We start from the raw sequence: 16,082 nt of genomic DNA on the forward strand, positions 1-16,082 counted from the left end.
ATCTGGTGGCGATTGCGGCTGATGGTTCGATGTATGCCTACGCCGGTGCCGCCGACGGTGGTGTGTATGGCGCGGGCAAGATCGGTCACGGCTGGGATTCCTTCGTCCAGGCCACCATCCCCGGTGATGTGGATGGGGACGGCAGGCTTGACCTGGTCGGTATCCGCGAGGATGGTGCCATGTTCGCCTACAAGAACCAGGCCAATGGCTGGTGGGGCGCTGCCCGCCAGGTCGGACATGGCTGGCAGGCGATGATCGCCATTAGCTAGACACGGTGGGTGGTAGCCTAGGCTGCCACCCACCGGCACGCCGGCCTATCAGTGCGGGCCCCGGAATCTCCGGGGCCCGCACCCATGTCTGGCGGCCAGCCCGACACAACTCGTGAATATACCGGCTACCGATTCCTATACGCCCCTGGCACACCTCTGGTTCACGAGTTCCGCCGACCGCTATCTGTGGAGTGTGCCGATGGCTTCCCCAGCGTCGTTGTAGACCGACATCTCGTCGCCGTCCACGGTCGCACTCGACACGTCTGCGAGCCACGTGTCCACGCCCTCGCAGTACTTGAGCGTGGCGAATACCTCGGTGAATTGGATCTTATCCGCCGCCGCGCTCCAGTGGCCGCCCATGTCGTTGCAGCCGTCGCTACCGGAGAGGGTGCCGTCGTCAGCCAACTCGAGGTAGACGGCCTCGTTCTCGGCGTCCGTCCACGTGCCGACTGCCGAGGCGCCGCCTTGCGTCGAACAGCCCGCCATCAGCAGTGCCGCGCCGATGATGAATCCCAGCCTGCGTCCTCGCCTCATCGTGATCTCCTTCCGTCAAGCTACCCGAATACTACCCGCCGATTGTCTCACGCTTGAGTTCCCGGAGTGTTAGAGCCCCAGCACCGCCTTCGCGATGAGGAAGTAGACGATCAGGCCGCTGGCGTCCACGAACGTGGAGATGAACGGGTTGGAGAACACGGCCGGATCCACGCCCAGCTTTTTGGCGATCATGGGCATGACGCCGCCGATGCTCGCCGCGATCGTACAGATGCCAAGGAGCGTGAGCCCGATCGTGATGCCGATCGATACCCCGAAGATCGCGCCCGTGATGAGGGCCCCGAGCGTGCCGAGTAGCGCGCCGAGCGTGAGCCCTACGGAGAATTCGCGGCCGAGCACCCGCACCAGGTCCGAGTTGCCGACGTCGCCGAGCGCGATCGCGCGCGTCACCGTGGTGGCCGCCTGGTTGCCTGTGTTGCCGCCCGTGCCGATCAATAGCGGCACGAACAGGGCCAGGGCCGTGACTTGCGCGAGCGTTGCCTCGAAGAGGGAGAGCACGTGGACCGTGAGCGTGGCGCCGATCGCCAGGACGAGCAGCCACACGATGCGCGAACGAACGAGTGAACGCACCGGCGTGGAAAAATAGGGCCGCCCGAGGGGCTCCACACCGCCGGAGAGGGCCGTGTCTTCGGTCTCGGCGTGCTCGATGATGCGGCCGGCGTCGTCAACTGTGAGAATACCGAGCAGGCGCCCCTCCCGGTCAACGATCGGCATGGCGAGCAGGCGAAGCTCGATGCACAGGCGCGCGGTTTCCTCCGCGGAGGCGTAGGCGCTCGCGGGGTGGACGGTGGACATGAGGTCGCCGATCTTGTCCTCCGCCTTCGCGCCCAACAGCTGACGCAGGCCGACGACGCCGACCACGCGCCGCGCGTCGTCAACCACCGGGATCGTGTAGACCGTTTCGGCGTCTTCGAGGTGATTCTGGATCCGCGCGAGGGTCTCGCCTGCGGTGTATGTTTCGCGGGTGGAGACGACGTGCGGGGACATGCGCCGGCCGATCGAATCCTTCGGGTAGCCGAGCAGGTTGGTGGTGTGGCGGCGCTTCTCGCCGGAGAGGCCCTGGAGGAGGCGGGTGGAGAGGTTGGCGGGGAGCTCGTCGAGGAGGAGGGCGCGGTCGTCGGGGTCAAGGCCGTCGAAGATCTCCACGACTTCCTTGTTTTGCAATCCCTTGATGAGGTCGGACTGCTGGCGCGGTCTCAGGATGTCGAAGACGGCGGTCGCGCGATCCTTGGGCAGGAGCCGGTAGAAGATGGGCTGCTGGTCTTCGGGAAGGCGCTCGAGGATGTCGGCGGTCTGGGCGGGGCTGGCGGGGGAGATGTGTGCGATGACTTTGGCGAACTCGCCGGTGGAGAGCTCGGGCTGGATGGTCTCAAGGACGGTGGTGACATCAACGTGACGGGTCATGGTGATTCCTAACTGTGGGCCAACATTGGCTCAATCCACCACGCCCTCTGGTGCCATAAGCGCGCAATTTAGGCGCGCATGGGCAGGCGGCCGCCTGGCAGGGAGGGCGTGGTCTTCCATCGGTGACGAGAACTGTCACTGTTCACGGGTCCTCACCTCACTTTCAGCGGTCGGCAATAGGCGCCCTCCAGTGTAGTCACTATTGTGGCGCCTTGCTATCGCGCAGGTCGCACCTCACAGCGTTGGCTCACGACGCCGAAGCCCCAGTCGCGTCCGCGGTGCGGGCTTCGCTGTCAGCCATGAACGTCGAAACTTGTCGGAGGCCGCCCGTAGACTGGTGGGAAAGCTGATCAACGTGGAGGAATCATGGAATACAGGCGGATGGGCGAATCCGGACTGACGGTCTCGGTGCTCGGTTACGGAGCGAACAACCTGGGCCGGGCGGGGACGATGAGCGAGGACGCGAAGGGTGCGGCCGCCGTCGTGAACGCGGCACTGGACGCCGGGATCACGTATTTTGATTCGGCCAATGTCTATGGAAAGCGGACGGGTCTGTCCGAGGAGCTGCTGGGTAAGGCGCTTGGCACGCGGCGCGATGAGGCCGTGATCGCCACGAAGTTCGGCATGCGGCTGAAGGAAGATGTGCCGCACAGTGCGCGCGGCTCGCGCCGCTACATGCTCGCCCGGCTGGAGGATTCGCTGCGCCGGCTCGGTACCGACTACATCGACCTGTATTACTACCATTCGCCTGACCCGCTCACGCCCCTGGAAGAGACCGTGGACGCGCTGGAGGGGGCGGTGGACGCGGGTAAGATCCGTTACTACGCCGTGTCCAACATGGCCGGCTGGCAGACGGCGGCCACCGCGGAGCTCGCTAGCCGCGGCAAGCTCGTGGCCACCCAGAACCACTACAACCTCATAGACCGGCGCGCCGAGCAGGAGATCCTGCCCGCGGCCCGCTACTACGGCCTGGGCGTGGTGCCCTACTTCCCTCTGGCAGCCGGGCTGCTGACGGGCAAGTACACCGACAGCGCGCCCGAGGGTGGGCGGCTAAAGGCGGGCGACCCCAAGCTCGAGGCGGCTGACATGGACCAGCTGCGCTGCTTCCGCGGTTTTTGCGACGAGCGGGGGCTGGCCCAGGCCGACGTCGCTATTGCGTGGCTTGCTCACCAGGAGCCGGTGGCCTCCATCATCGCCGGGGCCACCAAGCCCGAGCAGATCGAGTCGAACGCGAAGGCCGTGAGCCTCACGCTGTCTGACGCGGACCTGGCGGCCCTCGACCAGATCTTCCCGCCGGCCACCAAGGTGGCGCTGTTTTAGGCCGAACGCGCAAAGGGCGCGGAAACGCGCCAGTTTGTGGTTCCTTTCATGGCGAGGAATGAGGGGAAGAGCGCGCCGGTGAACTATGATGAACGGTGGTGTGTGCCATGGGCACACGTGTAGCTATAAATGGACGTATCGTCCCTAACTCGAGTGGAGTACTGTGAAGCAGATCGTAGAGAACATCAGCGAGACCCGCGCCAAGCTGAGCGTGGAGGTCCCTGCCGAGGAATTTGACGCGGATTACGACAAGGCCGCCAAGGAGCTGTCCAAGCAGGTGTCGATCCCCGGCTTCCGTGCGGGTAAGGCGCCGCGCCGCGTGGTCGAGTCCAAGATTGGCCGCGGCTACATCATCGAGCAGGCCATCAACGACAACCTGGACAAGTACTACCAGGTCGCCGTCAAGGAGACCGGAATCGTCCCGATGTCGCGCCCCGAGGTGGAGATCAACGAGGTCCCGGAGATGAAGGGCAAGGATGACACGTCGGCCCTGAAGTTCACGGTTGAGGTGGACATCCGCCCGGAGATCTGGATGCCGAACCCGGCCGACTTCACGGTGGAGGTCCCGGCGGTTGAGGTCACGGACGCGGACGTGGAGGCCGAGCTCGAGGCCCTGCGCGAGCGCTTCGCTACCCTCACCACGGTCGACCGCCCGGCCGCTGAGGGCGACTACGTCAACATCGACCTCGTGGCCAAGATCGGCGAGGAGGAGGTGGACGACGTCGCTGGCGTGTCCTACCGCATCGGTGACGGCAACATGCTCGAGGGCCAGGACGCCGCGCTCACCGGCGCCACCGCCGACTCCACGGTCGAGTTCACCGCCAAGCTTGCTGGCGGCGAGCACGAGGGCGAAGAGGCCGAGGTGACTATCACGGTTCACTCGGTCAAGGAGTCCGTGCTTCCCGACGCCGACGACGACTTCGCGCAGATTGCCTCCGAGTTTGACACGATCGCCGAGCTCAAGGATTCGTTGCGTGAGACCGCGCAGAAGACCAAGGCCGACTCCCAGCTTTCGGGCGCCTACCAGGCTCTGGTTGACCAGCTTATCGAGGCCTCCGACTTCCCACTGCCCGAGGGCACGATCGAGGAGGAGATCGCCAACCACCTGCGCAGCGAGGGTAAGGAGGAAGGCGACCCGCACGGCGAAGAGGTCCGCGGTGAGATCGAGGAGTCGCTGCGCTCCCAGCTCCTGCTCGACACGTACGCCCAGGCGTTCAAGGTCAATGTGGGCCAGGAAGAGCTGGTTGAGTTCCTGGTGACCCAGGCCCAGATGTACGGCATGGACCCGAACCAGTTCATCCAGGCCGCCGTCTCCACCGGCCAGCTCAACGCCTTCGCTGGCGAGCTCGCCCGTAACAAGGCGATCATGGCTGCCCTGCGCCTCGCCCAGGTCAAGGACGCGAACGGCAACGCGGTGGACGTGGACGCGATCCTTGGCGATCGCCCGGAGAACGAGGTGGTCCCCGAGTTCACTGCCAAGCCCGCCAAGAAGGCCCCGGCCAAGGCTGCGAAGGCCGAAAAGGCTGACAAGGCTGAGAAGAAGGCCAAGAAGGCGGAAGCTCCGGCGGCTGAGAACGCTGGCGCGTTCGATCCGGCCGAGCACAAGGTGGACGAGGTCCTGGCCTACGTTGAGGGCGCGGATGATGCCGAAAAGGCCCGCGTGCTCGAAGCCGAGAAGAACGGCAAGGCTCGCAAGACCCTCATCTCTAAGCTCGAGGCTTAAGCCAAACGTGGGGGCGGGAGCGGCGGTGGCTGCTCCCGCCCCTTCCTATGTGCCAACAGCGAAAAGTCGGTGCTTCGGGAATGGCCGGGCGCGGGGGAGTCGTTAGGATCGATTGAGAAAAACGCGCCGCCACGGGCGCGCAGTACTACATCCGCCCATGGGGCGAAGGAGGGGCGTCATGCCACAATCAGGTGGGGCAGGCCAAGGCCTTGCGCTTGGAGATTCGATTTTTAATCGGCTCCTAAAGGAAAGGATCATCTGGCTGGGTGATCAGGTGACGGACGAGCTTGCGAACATGATTTCCGCCCAGCTCCTGCTGCTGGCCGCCGAGGATCCGGATAAGGACATCTACCTCTACATCAACTCGCCGGGCGGCTCCGTCACGGCGGGCATGGCGATCTTTGACACGATGCAGTACATCAAGCCCGATGTGGCGACCGTGGGCATGGGCCTGGCGGCGTCGATGGGCCAGTTCCTGCTGACGGCGGGGGCGAAGGGCAAGCGCTACATCACCCCGCACACTCGCGTCCTCATGCACCAGCCGCTTGGCGGCGTGCAGGGCACGGCCACCGAGATCCGCATCAACGCTGACCTCATTCTCCAGATGAAGGAAGAGCTCTCGGCGCTGAACGCGAAGCACACCGGCAAGTCGGTGGAGCAGATCCTCGAGGATTCTGACCGGGATCGCTGGTTCACCGCCCAGGAGGCACTCGAGTACGGGTTCGTTGACCACATTATCGAAAGCTCGTCGGCCGTGGTTGGCGGCGGTGGCGTGGACCGCGGGGCCTCTACCGAGTCGGATAACTAAGGAGCGCATGATGCACGGACTTTCCCTTTCTTCCCAGCTCGCTGGGGGCACGGCACCGCAGATGCCGTCCAATCGCTATGTCCTGCCCAGCTTTGAGGAGCGCACGCCCTATGGATACAAGCGCCAGGACCCGTACGCGAAGCTGTTCGAGGATCGCATCATCTTCCTCGGCGTGCAGGTGGATGACGCCTCGGCTGACGATGTCATGGCCCAGCTCCTCGTCCTGGAGTCCCAGGATCCGGAGTCGCCGATCACGATGTACATCAATTCCCCGGGCGGCTCGTTCACGGCACTGACCGCGATCTACGACACGATGCAGTACGTCAAGCCCGAAATCCAGACGGTGTGCCTGGGCCAGGCGGCCTCCGCCGCAGCCGTCCTGCTGGCCGGCGGATCGCCGGGCCGCCGCCTCGCGCTGCCGAACGCCCGCGTGCTCATCCACGAGCCGGCGATGCAAGGCGCCCAGGGCCAGGCCTCGGACATCGCGATCATTGCCGAGGAGATGGACCGCATGAACCAGTGGCTGATCGATACCCTCGCCCGCCACACGGGCCAGGATGCGGCCACGATCGAGAAGGACATCTCACGCGACAAGATCCTCACGGCCGAGCAGGCTAAGGATTACGGCATCGTTGATCAGGTGCTGGTCTCCCGCAAGGTCACGCGCCAGGACGGCTAGGCGGGCCGATCGTTACGGACGGGGGTGGTGCACTGCGCCGCCCCCGTCAATTCATGGCGCGCCACACTGGAGATGTGGGCCTTTTTAGTGTGGAATTGAGGGGATAGAGGAAAGAGGTTGAACGATGACTCGTACCGCAGACGCGGCCGACATGCTCAAGTGTTCGTTTTGCCAAAAGAGCCAGCGCCAGGTCCGTAAGCTGATCACGGGCTCGGGCGTCTATATCTGCAACGAGTGCATTGAGCTGTGCAATGAGATCATCGCCGAGGAGTTCGGCAATTCGGAGGAGGGCGCCCAGCAACAGGCGGACCTGCCCACCCCGCGCGAGATTTATGACTTCCTCAACGAGTACGTGATCGGCCAGGATGCGGCCAAGCGCACGCTTGCCGTCGCCGTCTACAACCATTACAAGCGCATCCGCTCCCTGTCCTCCGTGCCGGAGTCGAAGAAGGATGACCACGTCGAGATCGGCAAGTCCAACATTCTTCTTATTGGCCCCACGGGCACGGGCAAGACGTATCTGGCGCAGACTCTGGCGAAGATCCTCAACGTGCCCTTCGCGATTGCCGACGCCACGGCGTTGACCGAGGCGGGGTACGTGGGTGAGGACGTGGAGAACATCCTGCTCAAGCTCATCCAGGCCGCCGACGGCGACGTGGCGCGTGCCGAGCAGGGCATCATTTACATTGACGAGATCGATAAGATTTCGCGCAAGTCGGAAAACCCCTCGATCACCCGCGACGTGTCCGGGGAGGGCGTGCAGCAGGCGTTGCTGAAGATCATTGAGGGCACGGTGGCGGCGGTGCCGCCGCAGGGCGGGCGCAAGCACCCCCAGCAGGAGTTCATCGAGATCGACACGTCGAACGTACTGTTCATCGTGGCGGGCGCGTTCGCCGGTATGGAGGACATCGTCTCCTCGCGCACGGGCAAGCGCGGCATCGGCTTTGGCTCAGCGCTGCATGAGGCGGAGGAGGCCGGGGCGCTGCTGCGCCAGACCACGCCGGAGGACCTGCACAAGTTTGGCCTCATCCCCGAGCTTGTAGGCCGGCTTCCGGTGCTCGCCACGGTCAACGACCTGACGGTGGCCGACCTCGTCCAGATCCTCACCACCCCGCGCAACGCGCTGGTCAAGCAGTACCAGAAGATGTTCGAGCTCGACGGGGTCAAGCTCGAGTTTACGGACGACGCCGTGGCGAAGATCGCGGCCGAGGCGATCGAACGCGGAACGGGTGCGCGCGGCCTTCGCTCCATCATGGAGAACATCCTGCGCGAGCTCATGTTTGATATCCCTTCGCGCGACGACGTGGAGAAGGTCCTCATCGACTCCGACGTGGTGGACGGCACGGGGGAGGCCCTGGTGGTCACTAGCCGGAAGAACAGGACAGCGTAGGGCCTGGAGACGAAGGAGTAGCCATGGATATCCCGGAACAGCTGGGCGTCTACCGCAAGACGATCGACAACCTTGACGCCGCGCTCGTCCATATCCTCGCCGAACGGTTCCGGTGCACGCAGCAGGTGGGCCTGCTCAAGGCCGAGCACAACCTGCCGCCTTCGGACACGGAGCGGGAAAAGCGCCAAGTGGAGCGCCTGCGGCGACTGGCCGAGGAGGCGGACCTCGATCCGGTGTTCGCCGAGAAATTCCTCAAGTTCATCGTGGCCGAGGTCATCCGCCACCACGAGCGGATCGCGGCCGAAAAGAAGGATGCCTAAGAAACTTCCACGCTGCGAAATAGACGGCGGCGGGCTTGTCAGCCCGCCGCCGCTTCAGTTCCCTGGGGTTCTACTTGGTGTAGATCTCCGCGATCGCCGCGTCAAAATCGCGAATGACCGCGGTGCGCTTGACCTTGAGCGACGGGGTTAGGTAGCCGTTTTCCACCGTGAAGTCGCCGGGCAGGATCTTGAACTTGCGGATCGATTCGGCGCGCGAGACGTGTTCGTTCGTGCGCTTGACCGCGCGGTCGATCGCGGCGACAACCTGCGGGTCGTTGATCGCCTCGGTCACCGACATCGCCGGAAGGCCACGGTTGGACAGCCACTGCGGCAGCGCCTCGGCGTCGAGGGTGACGAGGGCGGCGATGAACGGCTTTTGGTCGCCGACCACCACCACCTGGGAGATGAGCGGGTGGGAACGCAGGCGGTCTTCCAGTTCAGCCGGGGCCACGTTTTTGCCCCCCGCGGTGACGATCAGCTCCTTCTTGCGCCCGGTCACCCACACGAACTCTTCCTCGTCCACGCGCCCGATGTCGCCCGTGCGGAACCAGCCGTCCTCCGTGAAGGCCGCGGCGGTGGCCTCAGGGTTGTTGTGGTAGCTCTTGAAGATGTGGTCGCCCTTGACGAGGATCTCCCCGTCTTCTGCCGCCTTAACGTAGCAGCCCGGGTAGGCCGGGCCCACTGAACCGAGGCGGGACTTGTTCACGCGGTTGACCGTGGTGGGGGCGGCCGTTTCGGACAGCCCGTAGCCCTCGAGCACCTGGATGCCGGCGCCCGTGAAGAAGGCCGCCAGCCGGTTGCCGAGCGGGGCGCCGCCGGAGATCGCGTACTTGACCTTACCGCCCATGATCTCGCGCAGCTTGGAGTAGACGAGCTTGTCGAAGAAACGCTGCTGGGCCTTGAGCTGGGCCGACGGGCTGTCCGGGGTCTCGAGTGCACGGGCGTAGGCGATTGCTACCTTCGCCGCGGTGCGGAACATCTTAAGCTTGACGCCCTTGCCCGCCTTCGCGTCTGCTGCGTTGTAAATCTTTTCAAAGACGCGCGGCACGGCGAGCACGTAGGTGGGCTTGAAAGACTGCATGTCCGCCACCAGGTTGCGCGTGTCCGGGCTGTAGCCGATCTCGGTGCCCGCGTAGAGCGCGAGCACGTTGATGAAGCGGGCGAAGACGTGCGCCATCGGAAGGAAGAGGAGGGTGCGGGAACCCTTGCGGGCCACGATGTCCATTAGGCCCTCGTCCACCGGGCCGTTGATGACCACGTGCAGAAGGTTGCGGTGGGTGAGCACCACACCCTTCGGCCGGCCCGTGGTGCCCGACGTGTAAATGATCGTCCACACATCATCGGCCGCCTGTGTGTCGATGCGGCGGTCGATCTCGTCGTCGTCGTGAAGAGAGCCCAGTGCGGAGATGCGGCCCTGGGCGTCGTCGGCCATGACAAAGATCTTCTCCAGTATGTCCCCGCCCAGCAGCGGGCTCATCATGGTCTCCATCGCCTGGTTCTCGACGACGGCGAACCGGCAGCCGGCGTCGTTAATGATCCACTCGGCCTGGTCGAGCACGGAGGTTTCGTAGATCGGCACGGCGTAGCCGCCCGCGAACTGGATCGCCAAATCAAACAGGGACCACTGGTCGGAGGTGTGCGACATGATTGCCACGCGATCGCCGGGCTTCAGGCCGAGGGCGATGAAGCCGCGCGCAAGGGCCCGAATCTCGTCGTAGAACTGCGACCAGGCCACCCCGATCCACTGGTTGCCCATCGTGGACTTGCGGTAGAAGGCCGTCTTCTTCGGCATCTCCAGTGCACGACGCCGAATCAGCGCGGGCACGGTCATCTGGTCCGTGACTTCCATCTTACCGGGGACGAACGACACGCCCTCTTCTTCGATGTATTCGCTCACCGAATCTCCTTCGTCTTGACGCTAAAGCTACGGTACCGTAACCGAAATACAAAGTGGCGGATATCAGGCTTACCCAGCCATGATATCCGCCACTAGGGTCGTGTTAGGCGACAAATTCGAAGGAGGTCACCTCCGGTTCAGCCACGTCGGCCTCGATGATGGTCAGATCGCCTTTCACATGCGCGGCTGCGACCAGCTCGGCGCGCACCAGTTCCACCGACTCGGCCGTGCCCGCAGGGATCTGGAGCGTGACGGCGGCGAATGCCGTGCGCTGGGAAACCTTCTGCTCGGACTTAACCTTGCGCAGCGCGGCGAGCGCGGAACCTGCCAGGCCTACGAGCTCCGGATTGCCCTCGGCCGCGAGCGCCTCGGGTGTGGGCCAGGAGGCGCGATGGACAGAACCCTCGCGGTACCAGGACCACACCTCTTCCGTGGCGTAGGGCAGTACCGGGGCCAGCAGGCGCAGGAACGTGTCGACCGTCAAATTGAGCGCCACACGCGCCGAACGCACCCGGTTGGCCTGCTCGGCATCCGCGTAGGCGCCGTCGCGATCGTAGGCGCGATCCTTCACGAGCTCCAGGTAGTCATCGCAGAACGTCCAGAAGCAGGTCTCGGTCAGCTCCAGGGCCCGCGTGTGGTCGTAGGACTCGAGCGCGGCGGTGGCCCGCTCGACGACGCCGGAAACCATCGCCAGCATCGCGCGGTCGAGCGGCTCGATGACGGCGGAAAGGTCGAGGTCAACGGTGCCCTCGCCACCCATGCCAAGCGCGAACTTCGAGGCATTGAGGACCTTCATTGCCAGGCGGCGGCCGATCTTCATCTGCTGCTCGTCGAACGCCGCGTCGGTGCCGAGGCGGGCGGAGGCCGCCCAGTAGCGCACCGCGTCCGAGCCGTGCGACTCCAGTAGGCCCATCGGGGTGACCACATTGCCCTTCGACTTCGACATCTTCTTCCGGTCCGGATCGAGGATCCAGCCCGAGATCGCCGCGTGCTTCCACGGCAGGCCGCCGAACTCAAGGTGGGCGCGCACCACCGTGGAAAACAGCCACGTGCGGATGATGTCCTGGCCCTGCGGGCGCAGGTCCATCGGGTAGACCTGGCTAAACAGCTTCTCGTCCGTCAGCCAGCCGCCCGCCACTTGCGGCGACATCGAGGAGGTGGCCCACGTGTCCATGATGTCCACCTCGCCCACGAAGCCGCCCGGCTCCCCGCGCTGGGACTCGTCGAATCCTGGGGGAGTGTCCGACGACGGGTCGACCGGGAGCATGTCCTCGGTGGGAAGCAGAACCGAATCATAGTCGACGTCGCCCGCCTCGCTTACCCGGTACCACACGGGAAGCGGCACGCCGAAGAAACGTTGGCGGGAAATTAGCCAGTCGGTGTTGAGGCCCTCCACCCAGTTGTTGTAGCGCACCTTCATGAAGTCGGGGTGGAAGTGCAGCTGCTCGCCGCGCTCGAGCAGGTTCTCGCGCAGCTCCTTGCCGTTCGCATCCTCGTAGGACCGGCCGCCGTTGCGGATATACCACTGGCGGGAGGGGACAATCTCTAGCGGTTTGTCGCCCTTCTCGAAGAAGTTCGTCATGCGGGTGGTGGGCTTGGGCTCGCCGATCATCTCGCCCGTCTCGGCAAGCTTCTCCACCAAAACTTTGCGGGCGGTGAATGTGGTGGCGCCCGCCATCGCCGCGAAGACCTCGCGGCCCTGGCCCGTGGTGATCCACCCCGGGGTCTCGCGCACGAGCCGCCCGTCCTTGCCGAGCACCGTGCGCATCGGCAGGCCCAGCTCGCGCCACCACTGCACGTCGGTCAGGTCGCCGAACGTACAGCACATGACGATGCCCGAACCCTTGTCAATCTCCGCCATCGGGTGGGGCAGGATCGGCACCTCCACACCGAAAACCGGGGTGGTCGCCGTCTTGCCAAACAAGTGCTGGTAGCGCTCGTCGTCGGGATGGGCGATGATGGCCACGCACGCGGGCAACAGCTCGGGGCGGGTGGTCTCGATCGTCACGTCCCCGTCCGGCGTATGGAACTGCAACGAATGGTAGGCGCCAGGGTACTCGCGCGCCTCCAGCTCTGCCTGGGCCACCGCGGTTTGGAACGTGACGTCCCACAGGCCCGGTGCCTGCGCCTGGTAGGCCTCCCCGCGCTGGACGTTGCGGATGAAGGCGGCCTGCGCCACCTTCTGGGCCTTCATGCCGATCGTCTGGTAGTTCTGCTTCCAATCCACCGACAGGCCCAGGTAACGCCACAGCGCCTCGAACTGCTTCTCGTCATCCTCGGTCAGCTTCCAGCACAGCTCAATGAAGTTGCGCCGCGAGATCGGCTTCTGGTCCGCGTACTTGATCGACTTGCCGTCCCCGCCGTCGTGCGGGGGCACGAAGCCCTCCTCGTACGGCAACGACGGATCGCAACGCACGCCGTAATAGTTCTGTACGCGGCGCTCGGTGGGCAGGCCGTTGTCGTCCCAGCCCATCGGGTAGAACACGTTCATGCCGCGCATGCGCTTGTAGCGGGCGAGCACGTCCGTGTGCGTGTAAGAAAAGACGTGACCCACGTGCAGCGAGCCCGATACCGTGGGCGGCGGGGTGTCGATCGAGTAGACCGCCTCCCGGGTGGTCTCCGTGTCAAAGGAGTACGTGCCCTCCTCGTCCCAGGCCTTGCCCCAACGGCTTTCGAGGCCGTCCAAGCTCGCCTTGGCCGGCACGTGGGCGGATGTGCGCAGTGTTTCAGTCATGTCCACATTCTTTCACGATCGACAAGGCCCGGTCACGTTCGGCGGTGTGAGGTTAGGCGGCGGGAACGCTATAGTTCGGGCATGACTTCACTGCAGGCCGTGGCCGTGCCCGGTATCCCGACTCTCACCAGCGGCGACGACGTCGCCGCCGTCATCGCGCCCCACCTGGCGGCGCTGACGTGGCCTGATGCCTCCGTTGGCCTGCGCGGGGACGACATCGTGGTGATCGCCGGCAAGATCGTGGCCAAAGCCCAGGGACGCTGGCACCGGGCGGGCGAGGATCCCGACGGCTTCCGCACCCGCGCCGGCATCCCCGATCAGCTCGGGCTCAAGGCGCCGGTCGACGTCAAGCGCGAGGCGGGCCAGATCCGTCGCGGGCTCGCCGCGCGCTTCGGTGGGCGCCCGGGCGTCATCATCTCCGGCTCGGGCAGGAGCTGCGAGCCGGGCAGGGGCGTGCTCGATATCGCCCTCGCCGCCGCCGGCATCGACGCGAAGCGACAAGGTGGGGAGGCAGTCATCGACGCCGTGGCCGCGGCCGCAGGGGTGATGATCGCGCCGGACTGCCCGGTCGTCGTCGTGCGCGGGGTGGCCGACGTGCTGACGTGGGAGGACTAGCCGGAAAAGTCCGGGGCGCTAGGCCTGGCCGAGCTCGCGGTCGCGGGCGATGGCGGCGTTGACGGCGTCAATGACGGCCGGGGTAAAGCCCGAGGCCTCCATGGCGATCAGGCCCGCGATCGTGGTGCCGCCCGGGGAGGTGACCTGGTCGCGCAACTCGGAGGGCGTGTGCGTGCCGAGCTGGTCGAGCACGAGGTGCGCCGAGCCGAGCACCGCCTGGGCCGCGATCCGCCGCGCCTCATCCAGGCGCATGCCCGCCGCGAGAGCGCCGCGGGCGAGGGCGTCGATGTAGGTGTACGTCCAGGCCGGCGAGCACCCGGCGATGGCGGAGAACGCGGCGAAGTCCTTCTCGGCGATGCGGGCGGTGAGGCCCACGGCGGCGAAGATCTTCTCGACCTGGGCTAGCTGGGCCTCGCTCACGCCCTCGCCCGCACACAGCGCGCTCATCCCGGCACCGATCTGGCTGTTAACATTCGGCATCACGCGGACGATGGGGGAGCCGGCCGGGGCGTGGGCGGCGAGCGTGTCCAGGCTCAGGCCCGCGGCCACCGACACAATGACCTTGCCCGCGGGCTCGCCCAGCTCGGCCAGGACGCCGGGGACCATGTGGGGCTTGACGGCGAGGATCACCGTGTCGGCGCCCTCGTAGACCTCGCGCGCAGTGGCAGCGAAACACGCCCCGGTCTCGGCGGCCTGAGCGCGCCCCGCCTTCGCGTTCGCGCGGGTGAAAATCACATTTTCTGCTTCGACGACGCCGGCGGTGAGCACCCCGCGCAAAATCGCCCCGCCCATGTTGCCAGTTCCAATAAATCCGAGCATAAAAACCTCCCGTTCCTCCCTCGCAGATTACTACGGATAGCCGTCGCCGGCAGGGCACCGACCTACGGGTTGACACCGGTGAGAATCGGCGGGATTAATCTGTATGTTATGAATCTTCTCAACGGCTGGGTTGTGCTCGGTATCGCCGCCCTCGCCATCATCCTTGGTGGGCTTGGTTTCGCCCTCATCTCCCGCCCCGGAACCGGCGCGCTTCGCGCGGTTGGGCGGGCGGCCACGGTCGTCGTCGTGCAACTGTGCGTCCTTGTCACGTTCGCTGCCGCCATCAACTACCAGTTCGGCTTCTTCCGCAACGTGTCGGAGGTAGCGGGGTTCGTCAGCGGCCAGTCCGCCAAGGGCAAGGTAGAGCCCGTGGCGCCCGAGCCGAGCGCCACCGAACCCACGACCGACCCGCGCTACGTGCTGTCCTGGCAGGATTCCTCCGACCCGGGGATGGTCGCCGCGGAGATGACGGGCCCCGAATCGGCGGTCACCGCTGAGATGCGCGCCTGGGTGCCGCGCGGCTACCCGGAGCCCGGCGTAAAATACAACGTCATGCTCCTCCTGCCCGGCACGCCCGGCAATGCCTCGGCCATCGCGCCCGCGATCGGCGCCCCCGAAGAACTGCAGCGGGCCATTGACGCCGGCGAGATCGCGCCCACTCTCCTCATCACCTCGGATATGAATTTCGGGGGCAGGGTCGCTACCTGCGCGGACGTCGCCGGCGGGGACAAGGCGGAGACATGGTACGCAAGGGACCTGCCCGCCGCGATCCGGGCCAACTTCAATGTCACCGACGACGCGAACGGCTGGAGCGTGGTCGGGCCGTCGATGGGTGCGTATTGCGCCGCGAGGATGGGGATCCTTCACCCGGAGGTGTATGGGAGCGCCGTGTGGCTGCACGGGATCGATCGCCCGCTGCCGGATTCCTTCCCCACCACGCTCGGGGTGGTCGACAGCCAGCGCTTGTCCGAACTCATCAAGGACGTGCCCCGGCAGGGCAACCTCATGTTCGTCTCCTCCACCGAGGATCCCGGTACCGCCGAGGACGCCCAAGCCGTGGTCGACGCCGCGCCCGACCCGTCCAAGATCTACCACCACGCCCTCACACGCGGCGGGCACGGCTGGGCCGTGTGGGTGACCGAGTTTCCCGACGTCGTGGCCTGGCTGGCAAGCGTTCAGCACGGAACAAAGTAAGGAGAATGCTGTGTGGGGACCCGGAACGCCCTTTGGGCTCACCAGTCTCAAACTGCTGGCCGTGGTGATCGCGGTGGGGCTCGCGTGCCTCGTCTACCTCCTGTGGCGGCTGAACCGGAGTGAGCGGCCGCGGCGCCGGGCCAGGGTGCTCGACGCCGTGCTCTACACCGGCGCAACCGTGCTGCCGGTGCTGGCCCTCTTCATGCTGGGCAACCGGCTCGGCGGCTTCTACACCTCGTTCGCCGAGCTCGCGGACCAGATCGGGCAGCTTGCGGGGTAGGTGAGTCGAGGCCGGCCGAGCCAACTCCAACTGCCAGCCGGCGAGGCGCCCATGCGCGGTAGGCTGGAGGTGAGGGAA

General features: G+C 65.6%; 15 protein-coding genes. 10 read left to right on the forward strand and 5 right to left on the reverse strand.

Translation table 11 applies throughout. From position 1 onward, the window contains the following. The coding region (locus AQZ59_RS09520; protein WP_160326852.1) for an FG-GAP repeat domain-containing protein at positions 1-269 on the forward strand (269 nt) is incomplete at its 5' end. Between the two features lie 180 nt (positions 270-449). Here AQZ59_RS09520 and AQZ59_RS00010 read toward each other — a convergent pair. Both AQZ59_RS00010 and mgtE read right to left on the reverse strand, forming a co-directional pair. After that, positions 450-803, reverse strand: a complete 354-nt coding sequence (locus AQZ59_RS00010) for an META domain-containing protein (RefSeq protein WP_062611962.1) — start codon at positions 801-803, stop codon at positions 450-452. A gap of 69 nt (positions 804-872) precedes the next feature. Then, the gene (mgtE, locus tag AQZ59_RS00015) at positions 873-2,225 is read right to left on the reverse strand and encodes a magnesium transporter (RefSeq protein WP_062611964.1); all 1,353 of its coding nucleotides are present in this window, start codon (positions 2,223-2,225) and stop codon (positions 873-875) included. A 366-nt stretch (positions 2,226-2,591) separates the two neighbouring features. Here mgtE and AQZ59_RS00020 point away from each other — a divergent pair, with 366 nt between their 5' ends. From AQZ59_RS00020 to AQZ59_RS00045, 6 genes are all read left to right on the forward strand, one after another. Next, positions 2,592-3,545, forward strand: coding sequence for an aldo/keto reductase (locus AQZ59_RS00020; RefSeq protein ID WP_062611965.1), 954 nt, complete (start codon positions 2,592-2,594; stop codon positions 3,543-3,545). A 163-nt stretch (positions 3,546-3,708) separates the two neighbouring features. Further along, on the forward strand, positions 3,709-5,268 hold the full coding sequence (gene tig, locus AQZ59_RS00025) for a trigger factor (RefSeq protein ID WP_062611967.1): 1,560 nt from the start codon (positions 3,709-3,711) through the stop codon (positions 5,266-5,268). Positions 5,269-5,425: 157 nt separating this feature from the next. Beyond that, a complete protein-coding gene (locus AQZ59_RS00030) occupies positions 5,426-6,076 on the forward strand; it encodes an ATP-dependent Clp protease proteolytic subunit (protein ID WP_371258050.1) in 651 nt (216 codons plus the stop codon). Between the two features lie 7 nt (positions 6,077-6,083). Beyond that, positions 6,084-6,755 carry an ATP-dependent Clp protease proteolytic subunit gene (locus AQZ59_RS00035; protein ID WP_062611970.1) on the forward strand — a complete coding sequence of 224 codons (672 nt, stop codon included), beginning with the start codon at positions 6,084-6,086 and terminating at the stop codon, positions 6,753-6,755. A 124-nt stretch (positions 6,756-6,879) separates the two neighbouring features. Continuing rightward, the gene (gene clpX / locus AQZ59_RS00040; protein ID WP_062611971.1) at positions 6,880-8,145 is read left to right on the forward strand and encodes an ATP-dependent Clp protease ATP-binding subunit ClpX; all 1,266 of its coding nucleotides are present in this window, start codon (positions 6,880-6,882) and stop codon (positions 8,143-8,145) included. A gap of 23 nt (positions 8,146-8,168) precedes the next feature. Further along, positions 8,169-8,465 carry a chorismate mutase gene (locus AQZ59_RS00045; protein ID WP_062611972.1) on the forward strand — a complete coding sequence of 99 codons (297 nt, stop codon included), beginning with the start codon at positions 8,169-8,171 and terminating at the stop codon, positions 8,463-8,465. Between the two features lie 70 nt (positions 8,466-8,535). On the opposite strand, the gene AQZ59_RS00050 is transcribed toward AQZ59_RS00045, so the two are convergent. Beyond that, on the reverse strand, positions 8,536-10,362 hold the full coding sequence (locus tag AQZ59_RS00050; protein WP_062611974.1) for an AMP-dependent synthetase/ligase: 1,827 nt from the start codon (positions 10,360-10,362) through the stop codon (positions 8,536-8,538). A gap of 103 nt (positions 10,363-10,465) precedes the next feature. Beyond that, positions 10,466-13,096: a valine--tRNA ligase gene (valS, locus tag AQZ59_RS00055; RefSeq protein ID WP_062611975.1), complete on the reverse strand. Its 2,631-nt coding sequence runs from the start codon at positions 13,094-13,096 to the stop codon at positions 10,466-10,468. Positions 13,097-13,177: 81 nt separating this feature from the next. Here valS and AQZ59_RS00060 point away from each other — a divergent pair, with 81 nt between their 5' ends. Further along, positions 13,178-13,711 (forward strand): coenzyme F420-0:L-glutamate ligase, encoded by a 534-nt coding sequence (locus tag AQZ59_RS00060; protein WP_062611978.1) that lies wholly within the window; start codon positions 13,178-13,180, stop codon positions 13,709-13,711. An 18-nt stretch (positions 13,712-13,729) separates the two neighbouring features. Here the strand turns inward: AQZ59_RS00060 and proC are convergent, their stop codons facing one another. Beyond that, positions 13,730-14,530 carry a pyrroline-5-carboxylate reductase gene (proC, locus tag AQZ59_RS00065; RefSeq protein ID WP_068538449.1) on the reverse strand — a complete coding sequence of 267 codons (801 nt, stop codon included), beginning with the start codon at positions 14,528-14,530 and terminating at the stop codon, positions 13,730-13,732. 108 nt (positions 14,531-14,638) lie between these two features. Between proC and AQZ59_RS00070 the strand changes: the two genes are divergently transcribed. Further along, positions 14,639-15,724 carry an alpha/beta hydrolase gene (locus AQZ59_RS00070; protein WP_062611980.1) on the forward strand — a complete coding sequence of 362 codons (1,086 nt, stop codon included), beginning with the start codon at positions 14,639-14,641 and terminating at the stop codon, positions 15,722-15,724. 10 nt (positions 15,725-15,734) lie between these two features. Next, complete coding sequence (locus tag AQZ59_RS00075; RefSeq protein WP_062611981.1) at positions 15,735-16,004, forward strand: hypothetical protein; 270 nt, start codon at positions 15,735-15,737, stop codon at positions 16,002-16,004. The last annotated feature ends 78 nt before the right edge of the window (positions 16,005-16,082 follow it).

It is taken from the genome of Trueperella bernardiae (assembly GCF_001469025.1).
Lineage (GTDB): Bacteria > Actinomycetota > Actinomycetes > Actinomycetales > Actinomycetaceae > Trueperella > Trueperella bernardiae.